General features: G+C 74.0%; 14 protein-coding genes. 11 read left to right on the forward strand and 3 right to left on the reverse strand.

The annotated features are described in order from the left end of the window. Positions 1-9 precede the first annotated feature (9 nt). Positions 10-2,859: a class IV lanthionine synthetase LanL gene (gene lanL, locus IE180_RS08140; protein ID WP_190156095.1), complete on the reverse strand. Its 2,850-nt coding sequence runs from the start codon at positions 2,857-2,859 to the stop codon at positions 10-12. A gap of 53 nt (positions 2,860-2,912) precedes the next feature. After that, positions 2,913-3,074: a hypothetical protein gene (locus tag IE180_RS08145; RefSeq protein ID WP_190156096.1), complete on the reverse strand. Its 162-nt coding sequence runs from the start codon at positions 3,072-3,074 to the stop codon at positions 2,913-2,915. Positions 3,075-3,302: 228 nt separating this feature from the next. Between IE180_RS08145 and IE180_RS08150 the strand changes: the two genes are divergently transcribed. From IE180_RS08150 to IE180_RS08195, 10 genes are all read left to right on the forward strand, one after another. Further along, entirely contained in the window at positions 3,303-4,349 is a 1,047-nt protein-coding gene (locus IE180_RS08150; protein ID WP_190156097.1) for a hypothetical protein, read from the forward strand. Between the two features lie 45 nt (positions 4,350-4,394). Beyond that, complete coding sequence (locus IE180_RS08155) at positions 4,395-6,284, forward strand: serine/threonine-protein kinase (RefSeq protein ID WP_190156098.1); 1,890 nt, start codon at positions 4,395-4,397, stop codon at positions 6,282-6,284. A 135-nt stretch (positions 6,285-6,419) separates the two neighbouring features. Next, complete coding sequence (locus IE180_RS08160) at positions 6,420-8,183, forward strand: sensor histidine kinase (protein WP_190156099.1); 1,764 nt, start codon at positions 6,420-6,422, stop codon at positions 8,181-8,183. After that, a complete protein-coding gene (locus IE180_RS08165) occupies positions 8,180-8,581 on the forward strand; it encodes a roadblock/LC7 domain-containing protein (RefSeq protein WP_190156100.1) in 402 nt (133 codons plus the stop codon). The genes IE180_RS08160 and IE180_RS08165 overlap by 4 nt, the downstream gene beginning before the upstream one ends. After that, a complete protein-coding gene (locus IE180_RS08170) occupies positions 8,578-8,931 on the forward strand; it encodes a DUF742 domain-containing protein (RefSeq protein ID WP_030690507.1) in 354 nt (117 codons plus the stop codon). Before IE180_RS08165 ends, IE180_RS08170 begins: the two co-directional genes overlap by 4 nt. Beyond that, positions 8,912-9,538 (forward strand): GTP-binding protein, encoded by a 627-nt coding sequence (locus IE180_RS08175; protein WP_093872476.1) that lies wholly within the window; start codon positions 8,912-8,914, stop codon positions 9,536-9,538. The genes IE180_RS08170 and IE180_RS08175 overlap by 20 nt, the downstream gene beginning before the upstream one ends. Beyond that, positions 9,535-10,764 carry a cytochrome P450 gene (locus IE180_RS08180; protein ID WP_190156101.1) on the forward strand — a complete coding sequence of 410 codons (1,230 nt, stop codon included), beginning with the start codon at positions 9,535-9,537 and terminating at the stop codon, positions 10,762-10,764. The genes IE180_RS08175 and IE180_RS08180 overlap by 4 nt, the downstream gene beginning before the upstream one ends. Continuing rightward, positions 10,761-12,005: a cytochrome P450 family protein gene (locus IE180_RS08185; RefSeq protein WP_190156102.1), complete on the forward strand. Its 1,245-nt coding sequence runs from the start codon at positions 10,761-10,763 to the stop codon at positions 12,003-12,005. The genes IE180_RS08180 and IE180_RS08185 overlap by 4 nt, the downstream gene beginning before the upstream one ends. 221 nt (positions 12,006-12,226) lie before the next feature. Next, positions 12,227-13,309, forward strand: a complete 1,083-nt coding sequence (gene trpS / locus IE180_RS08190; protein ID WP_190156103.1) for a tryptophan--tRNA ligase — start codon at positions 12,227-12,229, stop codon at positions 13,307-13,309. Between the two features lie 55 nt (positions 13,310-13,364). After that, positions 13,365-13,847, forward strand: coding sequence for an Lrp/AsnC family transcriptional regulator (locus IE180_RS08195; RefSeq protein WP_190156359.1), 483 nt, complete (start codon positions 13,365-13,367; stop codon positions 13,845-13,847). On the opposite strand, the gene IE180_RS08200 is transcribed toward IE180_RS08195, so the two are convergent. After that, positions 13,813-14,265, reverse strand: a complete 453-nt coding sequence (locus tag IE180_RS08200; RefSeq protein ID WP_190156104.1) for an SRPBCC family protein — start codon at positions 14,263-14,265, stop codon at positions 13,813-13,815. The two genes, IE180_RS08195 and IE180_RS08200, sit on opposite strands and share 35 nt — an antisense overlap. A gap of 443 nt (positions 14,266-14,708) precedes the next feature. Here IE180_RS08200 and IE180_RS08205 point away from each other — a divergent pair, with 443 nt between their 5' ends. After that, positions 14,709-15,794, forward strand: a complete 1,086-nt coding sequence (locus IE180_RS08205) for a substrate-binding domain-containing protein (RefSeq protein ID WP_190156105.1) — start codon at positions 14,709-14,711, stop codon at positions 15,792-15,794. The last annotated feature ends 39 nt before the right edge of the window (positions 15,795-15,833 follow it).

The raw sequence follows: 15,833 nt of genomic DNA on the forward strand, positions 1-15,833 counted from the left end.
GCCGGACACTCAGGGGTGGGCCGGCCCGTCCTCGGGCAGCCAGGCGCGCGGGCCTCCGCACCGCAGGCGCAGCAGCAGGGACAGGCTTCCGGCGAGGCCGGTGGCGTACTCTGCGAGGACGGTCCTGCGGTTCTCGTCGGGCACCAGGAGCCGCCCGTCGCGGAGCACGGCCTGTGCGGCGAGGTGTTCGACGAGGAGCTCCGCGGCGGCGCGGTGACTCTCGTCGCCCGTGTGTACGGCGGCGTCGAGGAGGAACTCGGCGTTGCCCGCGAGCCCGTGGCAGGTGGCCGGCGAGTCGGTCACCCGGCCCGCCCGGACGGCGCGGGCGGCGCCGTCCACCAGGTCGCGTACGAGCTCGTCGTCCCCGCCGGTCGCCGACCGGAGCCGGACCAGGAAGGTGCCGACGCCGGAGGAGCCGCTGCACCAGTGCCGGGCGAGCTCCGGGGAGTCGGAGAGGTGGCGGGCCCGGTCGACGGGCCAGAGCGCGCCCGCCGGTCCGCCGCGGGCGGCGGTCGCGAGGGTGGCCCCCGCCTCGGTGGCCGCGGCGAGGAACCGTTCGTCGCCGGTGGCCCGCGCCGCGAGCAGGAGGAAGGTGCCGACCCCGGCCACGCCGTGCGCGAAGCCGTAGTGCCAGGCGCCGGCGAGTGCGGAACCGAAGTCCTCCGGCACCGGCCAGAAGACCCCCTCCGGGGTGCGGCGCGCCGCGTCGAGCAGTCCGTTCGCGGCCTCGGCGGCGCGGTCCAGGAACCGCGGGTCCCCGGTGGTGCGCCAGAAGTGCAGTTGGGTCAGGCCCGAGCCGGCGATGCCGTGGCAGACGTCCGGGTTGGGCCCGTGGACCGGCAGGCCGAGGGCGAGCGCGACGGCCCGGTCCGCCAGGGCGGGGTCGTCCAGGGCCCGCGCGGCGTCGAGCAGGGCCCAGGCGGTGCCCGAGCGGCCGAAGTGCAGCCCCGGCGGGTCGCTCGGCAACGTCTCCTGTCGCTTCGCGGTCCAGCGGGCGGCGGAACGGAGGCCTTCGGCGAGCGCCTCGCGGGTCACGGCCGGTCCGGCGGCGGTCTCCGGCAGGCGGAGCCCGGCGTCCCAGTGGCCGAGGGCCCGGGCCAGCAGGGCGACGCCGCCGGCCGAGCCGTGCTGCAGGGCCACCGGGTCGCAGGTCTCCCCGAACGAGTCCGAGGCCCACAGCCGTTCGGGGTCGTCCGGGCGCATCGTGGCCAGCAGGTGGGCGATGCCGTCGCGCAGGAGGCGTGCGCGCGTGGCCGCCGCGTCCGGGCGTGCCCCCGGCGGCGGGCCGACGGTCGGCGGCGCCGTCGCGCCCGCACGGCTTCCGTCCAGGAACTCCCGGGCCCGGTCGAGCGTCCAGCGGTCTTCGGGCGCGTCCCGGGTCAGCCCCAGGATCAGCGGCGAGAAGCGCCGTACGCGTGCGTGGTCGCGGGCCAGGAGGTCCACGAGGTCCGCGAGGCGTCGCTCGTCCGGCCGGGCGGCCTCTCGCGGGAGGTCCTCCGCGAAGACCGGATCGGCGCCGCTCAGGGTGTGCAGGACGGTGGCGCCGAGGGCGTACAGGTCGGCACCCGGCGGCAGGGCGGGGGCCACCTGGTCGAGGGCGCGCAGTTCGGGGGCGGTGTAGCCGGGGGTGGCGCCGAGCACCCACCGCTCCCCTTCCGGGGCGGCCATCTCCAGGTCGATGAGGACGAGCCGGCCGTCGGGGGCGACCATGACGTTGTTGGGGTTGAAGTCGTGCAGGGTGACGCCCAGTTCGTGGGCGGTGGCGACGAGTTCGACGAGCTGCCGGACCCGGGAGTCGGCCGTGCGGTCGTCGGGGCAGGCGTCGCCGTGCCGTGCCAGGTGCTCGGCGACGGTGCGCCGCAGGGTCGCGCCCGGGACCGACTCGGTGGCGAGGAACACGCTGCCCTGCTGTTCGAACAGCTCGACGAGCCCGGGGACCCGGTCGGGGCGCTTCCGTCCGAACCGTTCGAGCAGCGCGGCCTCGCGGCGCAGCAGGTCCCGGACGTCCAGGCCTTCGAGTCCGGCGCCGACGTGGGGCCGGGCCTGCTTGACGACGACCTGGGCGCCGGTGCGGGTGTCCTCGGCCCGGAACACCCCTCCCTTGTTGGAGTGCTGGATCGCGCCCCGTACGAGGAAGCGGTCGCCGAGCAGGACGGGCCTGGCGGTGGCCGTGCTGCGCGCGGGCGCGACGGGGCGGTCGGGGAACGGGTCTCCGGCCCAGGCGGGCGGGCTGAACCAGGCGTTGCGCTCGTCGGCGACCGGCCGGCCGTCGGGGTCGGTGAGGCGGGCGGCGAAGGAGCCGTCGGCCGTCAGTTCCCGGACGCCCTTGAACACGCCGTACCGGTAGAAGACCTGGCTGCCGGGGCGGTAGCGCCGGTCGGAGAGCACGGCGGGGCCCGGCAGTCCCTCGGTGGCCCGGTGGAGTTCCTCGGCGAGCCGCCGGAACTGCTCGTCGTCGGCCGGGTACACGGTCAGGAACTTGCCGCTCCCGCCGCGCGCGAAGCGCCCGGACACCAGCGCGGCGACCCCGGCCGGGGTTCCGGCGAACTTGAAGGCCGCGCGGTGGGCCACGAGGACCTCGGCGGACCGGGCGAGGACCAGGGGCGCCGAGAGCGGGGTGGCCGTGACGTGGAGCTTCCAGCCCTGGGCCCGCCCGGCGGCGCCGGCGGGCACGACGTGGCACCAGAACTCGCCGGGTTCGACGCTCCAGTCCGCCCGCGCCGGTCCTGTCGGGCCGGGCGCGTGCCGGGCGATCACGGCGCGCACGAGGTCGGGCAACAGGGCCCGGTCGGCGGGGCTTTCGGCGCGCGACCGCCGGGGGCCGGGGCCGGACGGGGAATGCGCGGTGGGTGACGGCACGCTCTTCGTCCTCGTGTTTCGCAGGGGTGGCGAGCAGGGGGTCCGGGCGGTTCCTACTGCACGGGCCGGTCGTGCTCGTCGCCCCAGCTGGTGTCCATGGGGCTCCCGGCGACCGTCCGCGTCGTCGTCTCCGGTGCGCCGTCGGCCGTGGCGGCGGTGACTCCGCCGGCGAGCAGGACGGCGAGGAGGAGGAAGCAGCGGGCGGCGACGGACATGGTGCGGCTCCTGGTTCGGGAGAGGGGTGGCGGGGCGGGAAGCTCCGCGTCCGGCGGGTTCACGCCGTAGGTCGGCCTGGTGGGGTTTCCCTCGGCCGGACACCCCCAGTCCACCCCGGCGAGCCCGCTTGGTCCAGCGCCATGACCTGGCAATACCCTGCATGGCACGGAAGTAGCAGGGCCGCATCACGGGGGAAACGTGTGACTACTGGGGTGGATGTGGACGGAATGCCTCGACTGGACGCCGGGGCCGTCGCCGTCTTCGCGTACGCACTGGAGCGCGGCAGCCTCCCGAGCCGCGCGCCGGACGGGCTTGCGGACGGGCTTCCGGCCCTCGGGCTGAGCCGGGACGAGGTCGGGGCGGCCTGCCGCACCCTGGAGCGGCTCCGTCTTCTGCGTCCGGCGCCCGGCCGGCCCGGGGAGCTGATCCCGGTGAACCCGGACGCCGCGGCGGCGGAGGTCGTCGGGCCGCTGGAGGCGGAACTCGCACGGGCCGCCGCGCGCGCCCAGTCGCTCCGTGACGACCTGCACTCCCTGATGCCGCGCTACCGCGCCGCCCGGCGCGAACAGGGCCGCCGGGAGGGCTTCGACGTGCTGCCCGACATGGCGTCCGCCTCCGCGATGCTGACCGAGGAGTCGGCGCGCTGCCGGGAGGAGGTGTTCAGCATCCAGCCGGGCGGCGGGCGGGCCGCGCACCGCCTCGGGGACGCCGTCGAGCGGGACGTGGCGATGCTCCGCCGGGGCGTGCGGATGCGCACGCTGTACCAGCACTCGGCGCGGACCAGCCTGTCCACCCAGGGGTACGTGGAGCGGCTCACCGAGGCCGGTGCCGAGTACCGCACCGCGGCCGAACTCCCCGACCGGGCCGTGGTCTTCGACCGGGCCGTGGCCTTCCTGCCCCGGCGCGCCGACGGCGGCGCGGGCGAGGGGGCGGTCCTGGTCCGGGACCCCGACGTGGTGGCGTACCTCTGCCGGGTGTTCGAGCAGCACTGGTCCGGAGCGGTCCCCTTCCGGGGCACCAGCGAGGCGGCGTACAAGGAGGTCGGTCCCAGTCTGCGGCGGGCCCTCGTGGGGCTGCTCGCGGAGGGCGCGAAGGACGAGGTGATCGCCCGGCGCATGGGGATGTCGCTGCGGACCTGTCGCCGTCACATCGCCGATCTGTTGGAGGAGTTGGGGGCGGAGAGCCGCTTCCAGGGCGGTGTGCTCGCGGAGCGCGCCGGGCTGACGGACGCGGAGGTCACCACGGAGGCGGCCGAGGGCGCGTCCCACCGGTAGGGTGCCCTCCGGAAAACGGTGTTCTGCGTGGGGAGACATGGGTTCATGGGCGGTCAGCAAACGGGTCGGGGCGGTTCCGAAGTGTTCCAGCCGCTGGCGGCGGACGACCCGACGACGGTCGCGGGGTACCGGCTCGCCGCCCGGCTCGGCGCCGGCGGCATGGGCAAGGTGTATTTGTCGTACACGCCCGGCGGCCGGCCCGTGGCGATCAAGCTGATCCGTCCCGAGTTCGGCGAGGACGCGGAGTTCCGCCGCCGGTTCGCCCAGGAGGTGCGCTCGGCGCAGCGCGTCCAGGGGCTGTTCACCGCCCCCGTCATCGACGCGGACCCCGAGGGCGCGCAGCCCTGGCTGGCCACCGCGTACGTGCCGGGGCCGTCGCTCGCCGACGCGGTCGTGGCGCACGGCGCGCTGCCCGTGGAGACGGTGCTGCTGCTCGTCGCGGGCATCGCCGAGGCCCTGCACGTGATCCACGGCGCGGGCATCGTGCACCGCGACCTGAAGCCCTCGAACGTGCTGCTCGCCGCCGACGGGCCCCGCGTCATCGACTTCGGCATCGCGTACGCCGCCGACGCGACCTCCCTGACGGGCAGTGGGGTCACCATAGGGACGCCGTCGTTCATGGCGCCCGAGCAGGCGGCGGGCCGGCCGGTCACCCCGGCCACGGACGTGTTCGCGCTCGGTCAGGTCGCGGCGTACGCGGCGACGGGCGTCCCGGCCTTCGGGGAGGGGACCGGGCACGGGGTGCTGTACCGGATCGTGCACGAGGAGCCGGACCTGGGCGCCGTGCCGGAGCGGCTCACCGAACTGGTCACGCGCTGCCTCGCGAAGGAGCCCGAGGACCGGCCGACGCTCTCCGAGATCATCCGGCTCTGCCAGGCCGCGAACGCGGCGACGGTGCTGCGCCGGCCCGAGGACTGGCTGCCGGGCGCGGTCTCCGCCGAGATCGCGGCCCGGGCGGCGGCGCCCGCTCCCCCGCAGACGCCCCCGCCGCCGACCGTCGCGCCGTCCGCGCCGTCCGCGCCGCCGGTGGCGTACTCGCCGACGGCGCCGGCCGTGCCCTCCGCGCCGTCGACCCCGCCGCCGGGCTACGGCCCGCCGCCGAGCACCGTCTCCGGCGTCCCGGTCGGCCCCGTCGCTCCGTCGGGTCCGGTCGCCCCCGCTCCGGCGCCCGCCTTCGCGTACGCGCCGACGCAGGGCCCCGGCGCTCCCGCGTATCCGCAGCAGCCCTGGCCGGGGCCGACGGGCCATCAGCCGCCGCAGCCGCCCCGGCAGGAGAAGAAGGGCGGCGGGCGCGGCCTCGTCATCGCCCTGGCCGCCGTCCTCGCCTTCGCGGTCGCGGGCGGCGCGACCGCCTACGTCGTGCTGAAGGACAAGGACGGGCCGGCGTCCTCGAGCGCCGGCGGGAAGTCCGGCGGGAAGGGCTCGGCGAACACGGGGAGCTCCGGGGGCACGGGGACCGGAACGGGCACGGGCACGGGGACCGGGACGGGGACGGGGACGGGGAGTTCGGCCCCGAAGCCCTCGACGGCTCCCGCCCCGCAGGCGGCCACGTACAAGGACATCGACCTCACGGCCGGGTACCACCTGACCCTCGGGGACGAGAACGTGCGCCCGCAGGCCGGGGAGGACAACAACTACGAACTCTCCTACGACACGGGCGGCTACCTCGACGCCGAGAGCAGCGGCGGCAATCTGGTCCTGCTCGACCCGGGTCAGGAGGGCTCCCTCGAAGCGTGCCGCGCGGAGACCCGTTTCACCCAGAACATCTATGTGAACAAGCTCTCACCGGGCCGTCAGGTCTGCATCACGACGGGCACGGGCCACCTCGGCCTGCTCACCGTCAAGGCCTTCTCCCCGGAGGACTCGCCGAGCACCTACATGACGCTCGATCTGACGGTGTGGCGCAACGCGGCTCCTTCCGCGTCGTCGAACTGATCACTTTTGATGGCGCATTCCGCGATCTGAATACCGATCCGATCAAGGGAGGTTCCAAACCGATCAAGATCGGATCTATAGTGCCGTCGTTACGACTCCCCACCCCCCGCGTGCCTGTTCTCGAGAGTCTGGTTGATGTCGGCGCCGTCCACCCCCTTCCGCCCTGCCCTGCTCGCCTCGTTGCTGACAGCCGCCGCGGGTGGTGCGCTCGCCGTCGCGGCGACCGCCGCGGCGCCGGCCGAGATCCGTCCCGCACTCGGCTGGTTCGCCGGCGGCGGCGTCCTGCTCCTCGCGGCCGCGGCCTTCGCGGTCACCTGGTACGGGCGGACCTCCCGCTCCCTGAGCCGGCGGGTCGAGTCCCTCGCCTCCGAACTCGCCGCCCAGGAGGCCCGGGCCGCCCGGCACGCGGCCGACTCCGCGCGCGAGGCGGCGGCGTCGAAGGAGCGGTACGAGGCGGAGGCCGCCGCCTCTGAGGCGGCCCACCGGGCGCGGACCGAGGAACTGGTCCGCGCCCACACGGCCCGCACCGCCGAGCTGACCGCGGCGCGGACCGCCGACGTGCGGCGGCTCGAAGCCGAGCTGCGCCGCGCCGAGTCCGGCAGGTCCGCCGCCATGGCCGCCGCCGCCAACGCGGCCGGCCGCATGCAGGCCCTGGCCACGAGCATGCTCGCCGACCTGCGGGAGATGGAGCACCGGCACGCCGACGAGGACGTCCTGACCGATCTGCTCCACCTCGACCACCGCACCGCGCAGGCCGGACGGCTCGCCGACTCCGTCGCCGTGCTGACCGGCGCCCGGTCCGGCCGCCGCTGGGCCCGCCCCATCGTCATGGAGTCGATCCTCCGCGGCGCCATGGGGCGGATCGGCGGCTACCAGCGGGTGCGGCTGCACTCCAGCAGCGACGTGGCCGTCGCCGGGCACGCGGCCGAGGGCGTCATGCACGCCCTGGCCGAACTGATGGACAACGCCGCGAACTTCTCGCCGCCCACCGCCGAGGTCCACGTCTACGTCGAGGAGGTCCCGGCCGGGGTCATCATCGCCGTGGAGGACAGCGGTCTGGTGATGAGCGACGTGCAGCTGCGCCGCGCGGAGGCCGCGGTCGGCTCGGCCGCGCAGGACCTGGCCGGTCTCTCCGGCACCCGGCTCGGCCTGGCGGTCGTCGGCCGGCTGGCCCGGAAGCACGGTCTGACCGTGTCGTTCCGTCCCTCGGCGCGCGGGGGCACCGGCGCCCTGCTGATGCTGCCCCAGGAACTGATCAGCCACGCCCCCGTCGAGGCGCCGGCCGCGCCCGCCGCCGTCCTGCCGCCCGTGACGGGCCGCGGACTGACGGCGCCGGTCCCGGCCCCCGACGCGCCCGCCCCCGAGCCCGGGACCACCCACGACAGCGCGGCCGAGAGCACCGGCGAGCACCCCCGGTTCGGCGAGAGCGGCCTGCCGCGGCGCCGTCGCGGCCGGGCGATGGCCGCCGCGCACCCCGAGGGCCCCGAGGCCTCCGCGAAGCCGCGCGCGGCGGGTCCGCGCACCGGCGCCGCGGCCGGGGCCGCCACGCGCTTCGGCACCTTCCGTCAGGCGGTCCGCGGCACCGGCGCCCCGTCGGGCGAGCCGCGGGCGACGACCGACGGGCACCCCGTCGCGGAGAGCCCGGCGGGCGGGCCCACCGCCGAAGCCCTTGCCGCCGAAGGCCTTGTCGCCGAAGGACCCGCGGTCGAGGCCGCCGCCGCGCACCCCGCTCCCGAAGCCGGCGCCGGGCCCGCCGCCGCCGGACGTCCCGCCGACCGGCGCGTCGCCGACGCGCCCGCCCCCGTCGTACCGTCCGATCCCGCCGACGGCCGGCCGTCCGCACCGCGGACCCCGCCGCCGTCCTCGAACTCCCCGCACCCGGAAGGCACCCCGTCATGACCGGCACCACCACCGACGAGAAGCTCAGCTGGCTCCTGGAGGGCCTGCTGGAACGCACCCCGGGCACCCGTCACGCCCTGGTGCTCTCCCGTGACGGCCTCAAGCTCTGCCGCACCCCCGAGCTCTCCGTCGACCAGGCCGACCAGCTCGCCGCGATCTCCGCCGGCATCCAGAGCCTGTCGCACGGCGCCTCCGTGGAGTTCGGCGACGGCACGGGCGGGGTCCGCTCCGCGATGGCCGAGTTCTACGGCGGCATCCTGTTCATCGTGGAGGCGGGCGAGGGCGCCCACCTCGCGCTGGTGGCCGACGAGGACGCCGACGCCGGACTGGTGGGCCACAACATGTCCGAGCTGGTGGAGCAGTTGGGCGAGTACCTGGTCGCGAGGCCCCGGGGATGAGCCGCGGCAGGCCGGGCCGGGACGACTCTCCCGACCGGCTCTACACCCTGACCGGCGGACGCAGCCGCGCCGGGTCCGACGCCTTCGACCTGGTGACCCTCGTGGTCTCCGAGAGCGACCCGGTCGCCGGCATGCAGTCCGAGCACGCCGCCATCCTGCGCATGTGCCGCTTCCCCACGGCGGTGGTGGAGGTGGCGGCGGGGCTCGGCCTGCCGGTGTCGATCACGCGGATCCTCCTCGCCGACCTGCACGACACCGGCCGGATCAGCGCGCGGCACCCCCGCGCCTCGTACCGCCTTCCCGATCACGACATCCTGGAGCAGGTGCTCGTTGGACTCCGTAACCTCTGAACAGCGCCGGACCCTGCACAGCACCGCCGACAACGGACTGAAGATCGTCGTCGTCGGCGGTTTCGGAGTCGGCAAGACCACCCTGGTCCGCTCGGTCAGCGAGATCCGTCCGCTGAACACCGAGGAGACCATGACCCAGGCCGGCGAGGGCGTCGACGACACCGTCGGCGTCGCCGCGAAGACGGCCACCACCGTCGCCTTCGACTTCGGCCGGATCTCGCTGGACGCGCACAACGTCCTGTACCTGTTCGGGGCGCCCGGCCAGGAGCGCTTCTGGTTCCTGTGGGACCGGCTGTTCTCCGGGACGCTCGGCGCGGTCGTCCTGGTCGACACGCGGCGCCTGGCCGACTCCTGGTACGCGATCGACCGCCTGGAGCACCACGGCACGCCGTTCGTCGTCGCCTGCAACGACTTCGGCGGCCCCGCCCACACCCCCGCCCAGATCCGCGAGGCCCTCGACCTCGCCGACGAGGTGCCGCTGGTCTTCTGCGACGCCCGGTCGCGCGAGTCCAGCAAGCAGGTGCTGATCTCGCTCGTGGAGCACCTGCGGACCGTCGTCGCGGCCTCGCGGCCGACCCCCCACCCGATCCCGGAGCCCACCCCGTGACCCTCCCCGAGCCCCAGCCGGTCCCGCTGAGCGGCCCCCGGTTCCAGACCGACCCCACCGAGCTGTACCGGCAGATACGACGCGAGCACGGGGCCGTCGCCCCCGTCCTGCTCGACGGGGACGTGCCCGCCTGGCTGGTCCTCGGCTACCGCGAGCTGCACCAGGTCACCAGCGACCCGGTCCTCTTCTCCCGCGACTCCGAGCTGTGGAACCAGTGGGACGCCATTCCGGCGGACTGGCCGCTGCTGCCGATGATCGGCCGCAAGCAGCCGTCCGTCCTCTACACCGTCGGCGAGCGGCACCGCGAGCGGGCCGGGGTGATCTCCGACGCCCTGGAGGCGATCGACCCGTTCGTCCTGCGGGAGCGGGCCGAGCGCTTCGCCGACGAGCTCATCGACGGGCTGTGCGGCAAGGGCTCCTGCGACATCATCGCCGAGTACGCGATGCTCCTGCCGGTGCGGGTCCTCGCCAGCTGCTACGGCTTCGCCGACGAGCAGGGCCCCGGCCTCGTCACCGCCATGAACGACATGATCAACGGTCAGGAGGGCGCGCTGGAGGGCCAGCGCCACCTGGCCGAGTCGATGTTCGCGCTGCTCGCCGCCAAGGCCGAGGCGCCGGGGGACGACGTCGCCTCCCGGATGCTCGCCAACACCGCCGGTTTCACCGTCGAGGAGATCGCCCAGGACCTCATGGTGATGATGGCCGCGGGCCACCAGCCGACCGCCGACTGGATCGGCAACTCGCTGCGCCTGATGCTCACCGACGACCGGTTCGCGGCCTCGCTCGCCGGCGGCCGGCACAGCGTCGGCGAGGCGATGAACGAGGTGCTGTGGGAGGACACCCCGACGCAGAACGTCGCCGGGCGGTGGGCCTCGCGCGACACCCACCTCGGCGGACGGCGGATCGGCCGCGGCGACCTGCTGCTGCTCGGTCTGGCCGCGGCCAACTCCGATCCGCACGTGCGCACCGACTCCGGCGCGTTCACCGGCGGCAACAACGCCCACCTCTCCTTCGGTCACGGCGAGCACCGCTGCCCGTTCTCCGCGCAGGAGGTCGCCGAGACGATCGCCCGGACGGGGATCGAGGTGCTGCTCGACCGGCTGCCGGACGTGGACCTCGCGGTCGCCGAGGGCGCCCTCGCCCGCCGCCCCTCCCCCTGGCTGCGCGGTCTGACCGCGCTCCCCGTGACGTACACCCCGACCCCCGCCCTTGGAGCCCTCGGATGAGCTGCCCGTACGACCACACCGCCGCGTCCGGCACCGATGTGATCGAGCTGGACCCCTTCGTCACCGACCTCGACGGCGAGAGCGCCCGGCTGCGTGCCGCCGGCCCGCTGGCCCGTGTCGTCCTGCCCGGCGGGGTGCCCTGCTGGGCCGTCACCCGGCACGCCGAGGCGCGCAAGCTGCTCACCGACGCCCGCCTCGTCAAGGACATCGACGTCTGGGGTGCGTGGCAGCGCGGCGAGATACCCCTGGACTGGCCGCTGATCGGTCTCGCCAACCCCGGCCGGTCGATGCTGACCGTCGACGGCGAGGAGCACCGGAGGCTGCGCTCGCTGGTCGCGCAGGCGCTGACGGCGCGTCGGGTGGAGCGGCTGCGGTCGGGCATCGAGACGCTCACCGGGGGGATGCTCGACCGGCTGGCCGAGCGGCCGGCCGGGGAGGTCGTGGACCTGAAGGCGGAGTTCGCGTACCCGCTGCCGATGAACGTGGTGGGCGAGCTGATGGGCGTCGACCCGGCCGACCACCCGCGGATGAAGGCGCTGTTCGACAAGTTCTTCTCGACGCAGACGCCGCCCGAGGAGGTTCCGCAGATGATGGCGGACCTGGGCACGCTGTTCGCGGGGATCGTGGCGGGCAAGGCGGAGAATCCGGGCGACGACCTGACGAGCGCGCTGATCGAGGCGTCGGAGGGCGGTGACCGGCTGACCACGGAGGAGATCACCAACACCCTCCAGCTGATGGTGGCGGCCGGGCACGAGACGACGATCAGCCTGATCGTGAACGCCGTGGTCGCCCTGGAGACCCACCCCGAGCAGCGGGCCCTGGTGCTCAAGGGCGAGGTGCCGTGGGAGAACGTGATCGAGGAGACCCTGCGCTGGTCGACGCCCACCTCGCACGTGCTGATCCGCTTCGCCACCGAGGACATCGAGGTCGGTGACCGGGTCCTGCCGAAGGGCGAGGCGCTGATCGTGTCGTTCGGCGCGATCGGCCGGGACGAGGAGCAGCACGGGCCGACGGCGGGCGAGTTCGACGTGACGCGGACGCCGAACCGGCACATCTCCTTCGGCCACGGCCCGCACGTGTGTCCGGGGGCGGCGCTCTCCCGGCTGGAGGCGTCGGTGGCGCTCCCCGCCCTGTACGGGCGCTTCCCGGAGCTGCGCCTCGCGGTGCCGCGCGAGGAGCTCCGCAACAAGCCGGTCGTCACCCAGAACGACCTCTTCGCCCTCCCGGTCCTGCTGTCCTGACGGCTCCCGGCGGGTCCTGGCCGAAACGCCCCGCGGTACCGGCCGCGGGGCGCTACCATGGCTCCATGCATCTGTCGTCGTGCCTCAGCTGGTGGCGCTCCTCCTAGGAGCGGCCACCCCTCGCGCACGACCGGGCCGTTCGGACGAACGGCCCTTTTGCGTTTCCCGGCTCATGGGTCCTGTCGTCCCGACGGCGCCACCGACCCACACCAGGAGACGCCATGACCGTCCTCGCCCCCACCTCCCCCGCCACCGACGACGCCCTCGGCACGTCCGCCGCACGGACCCGCAGCGCGGTCCTGGAGCGGCGGATCCGTGAGAACCCGGGGCGCTTCCGCGTCCTGACCGGCGACCGCCCCACCGGGCGGCTGCACCTGGGACACTACTTCGGCACCCTGCACAACCGGGTCCGGCTCCAGGACCTGGGGGTGGAGCTGTTCGTGATCATCGCGGACTACCAGGTCCTGACCGACCGCGACGTGGCGGACGACCTCACCCGGCACGTCGAGGAGCTGGTGCTCGACCACCTCGCGATCGGTGTGGACCCGGAGCGCAGCACGGTCTTCACCCACAGCGCCGTCCCCGCCCTGAACCAGCTGCTGCTGCCCTTCCTCAGCCTCGTGTCGGTGGCCGAGCTGAACCGCAACCCCACCGTCAAGGACGAGATCGCCCACTCCCGTCAGTCCGCCGTCAGCGGCCTGATGTTCACCTATCCCGTCCACCAGGCCGCCGACATCCTGTTCTGCAAGGCGAACCTCGTCCCCGTCGGCCAGGACCAGCTGCCGCACCTGGAGATCACCCGGACCGTCGCCCGCCGCTTCAACGACCGCTACGGCGCCGTCTTCCCCGAGCCCGACGCCCTGCTGTCCGACGCCCCGCTGCTGCTCGGAACGGACGGCTCCAAGATGAGCAAGAGCCGGGGCAACGCCATCGCGCTCGCCGCCGACGCCGACGAGACGGCCCGGCTGATCAAGGGCGCGAAGACCGACTCCGAGCGTCACGTCTCCTACGATCCGACAGGCCGGCCCGAGGTGGCGTCCCTCCTCCTGCTCGCGGCCCTCTGCCAGGGCCGCACCCCGGAGGAGGTCGCCGCCGACATCGGTTCCGCGGGCGCCGCCGCGCTGAAGCGGACCGTGACGGAGTCGGTCAACGAGTACCTGGCGCCGATCCGGTCCCGCCGCGCGGAGTACGCCCGGGACCGCGCGTACCTGCGCCGGGTCCTGCGCGAGGGCAACGAACGGGCCCGGTCGGTCGCCGACGGGACCCTCGCCGAGGTGCGCACGGCGATGAACAGTCACTACTGACGTATGTTTCCGGCATGGGAACGACGGAGGGGAGCCGGGAATGACGGAGGGGACCGTGGACGCCATCGACCGGGCGCTGCTCGCCGAGCTGCAGCGGGACGCCACACAGGCGTACGCGGTGCTGGGCAAGGCGGTCGGTCTGTCGGCCGGCGCCGCGCACGAGCGGGTGCGGAAGCTGCGGGAGCGCGGCGTCATCCGCCGCACCACCGTGGACGTCGATCCCGCCGCGCTCGGGCAGGACGTGCTCGCCTTCGTCATGGTCGACTCGTCCTCCTGGATCGGGGACTCGGCGGCGGCGTTCGCCGCGATCCCCGAGATCCAGGAGGCCCACGTCATCGCCGGGAGCGCCTCGGTCCTGGTGAAGGTGCGCACCGCGACCACGGTGCAGCTCCAGGACGTGCTGCGCCGGCTGTACGCGATCGAGGGCGTGAGCGGCACGCAGGCGACGGTGTCCCTGGAGACCTTCTTCGAACGGCCGGTCCCCACGGACCGAGGACCCGCCGTCAGTCGGTCGCGTCGCTCTCCAGGATGCTCTTGAGGGTCAGTTCGTCCTTCGGCGTCTCCCTCCTCGCCTGGGGGCGGACGACGAGGGGGACCAGGGCCTTGCCGACGCCGTGTCCCTCGAAGTCGAGGGAGAGGGTCAGGCGGCAGTGCTCGCCGTCGTCCAGCGGTTCGACGGTGCCCTGGACGTCACCGCGCACGGGGCCGTCGATGCCGTGCACGTGCCAGTGCCTCGGCGGCTCCCACTCGATGACCTGCATGACCGAGGTGAACTCCCGCTTGCCGATCCGGCGGGTGACGGCGGCCTTGGAGCCGACCGCCATGGGGGCGTCGCCGATCTTGCGGACCGAGAGCGCGCTCTCCTGCCACTCGGGCAGGTGCGTCGGCTCGGTCACGTAGGAGAAGACCTCCGCGGGCCTGCGGGAGATGTCGATGGTTTCGGTGATGACGGGCATGGCGCCTTCTCCGTTCGACGGGGGTCCCCGCCGGGAGCCGGTGCGCCGACGCGGAACCGTAGTCGCTTCGTACGAATCGTCCCACTCCCGGCGGCGCCCCGCCAGCCTCGGTCCGGCAGCCGAGGAGCGGTGGTCGTGCCGGGCTCCGGCTCCGGCTCCGGCTCCGGCTCCGGCTCCGGCTCCGGCGGAAGCATGGCGGCAAACGGGCCGCTCCGGGAGGTCGCGCACCCGCGCGGTGGCGCTGCGCGCCACCGGCACGACGACCGGCCCGGGCACCGTTCCGACCTAAGGTGACCGTGCCGTCACCCCCGGTCGCCACGGAGGGCGACTCACCCGCTTGCCGGTCCCCGGGTTGCCGCTAATGTCGATGTATAGGCGATAAGTGCATCCTCGTTCCCGCACTCACGAGATGAGGGAGAGGGGGCGTACGAAAGGAGCCTTCCATGACCCGTACTTTGCGGAGCGCGATAGCCCTGGCCGGAGCCGCCGCCCTCTCCCTCGGAGTGGTGGCGACCAGCGCGACGGCCCTGGGCACGGGGAGCGAGAAGCAGGACGTCAAGATCGGTCTGCTGCTGCCGGAGAGCAAGACCACCCGGTACGAGAAGTTCGACCGGCCCTACATCGAGCAGAAGATCAAGGAACTCGCACCCGACGCCCAGATCGACTACTACAACGCGGCCGAGAGCGCCACCACCCAGCAACAGCAGGTCAACACCGCGCTCGCCAAGGGCGACAAGGTCCTCATCCTCGACGCCGTGGACGCCAAGTCCATCCAGTCCTCCGTGCAGAAGGCCCATGACGCGGGCGTCAAGGTCGTGGCGTACGACCGCCTCGCACAGGGCCCCGTCGACGCCTACGTCTCGTACGACAACCACAAGGTGGGCGAGCTGCAGGGCAAGGCCCTCCTCGCCGCGCTCGGCGACAAGGCCAAGAGCGGCGAGATCGTGATGCACAACGGGTCGCCGACGGACCCGAACGCCGCCGAGTTCAAGGCCGGAGCGCACTCCGTCCTCGACGGCAAGGTGAAGATCGGCAAGGAGTACGACACCCCCAACTGGGACCCGAACAACGCCAACCAGCAGATGTCCGGCGCCATCAGCTCCCTCGGCAAGGACAAGATCGTCGGTGTCTACTCGGCCAACGACGGACTGGCGGCCGGCATCGCCACCGCCCTCAAGGCGGCCGGCATCAACGTGCCGCTGACCGGCCAGGACGCCCAACTCGACGCGATCCAGCGGCTCCTGATCGGCACCCAGACGATCACGGTCGAGAAGCCGTACAAGCCGGAGGCCGACATCGCGGCCACCATGGCCGTCAACCTGGCGGAGGGCAAGAAGCTGCCGTCCGACCTGGTTCCCACCACCGTCACCAGCGACGGTGAGCGCAAGGTCGCGGCCCGGCTGCTCGGCCCGGTCGTGGTGAACAAGGACAACATCAAGGACACCGTCGTCAAGGACGGCCTCTACACGGTCAAGGAGATCTGCACTCCGACCTATGCGGCGGCCTGCAAGGACGCCGGTCTCGAATAAGACGCCGGTCCCGAACGACCGGTCTCGAACAGCCGCGGA

Source organism: Streptomyces litmocidini (assembly GCF_014649755.1).
GTDB classification, from domain to species: domain Bacteria; phylum Actinomycetota; class Actinomycetes; order Streptomycetales; family Streptomycetaceae; genus Streptomyces; species Streptomyces litmocidini.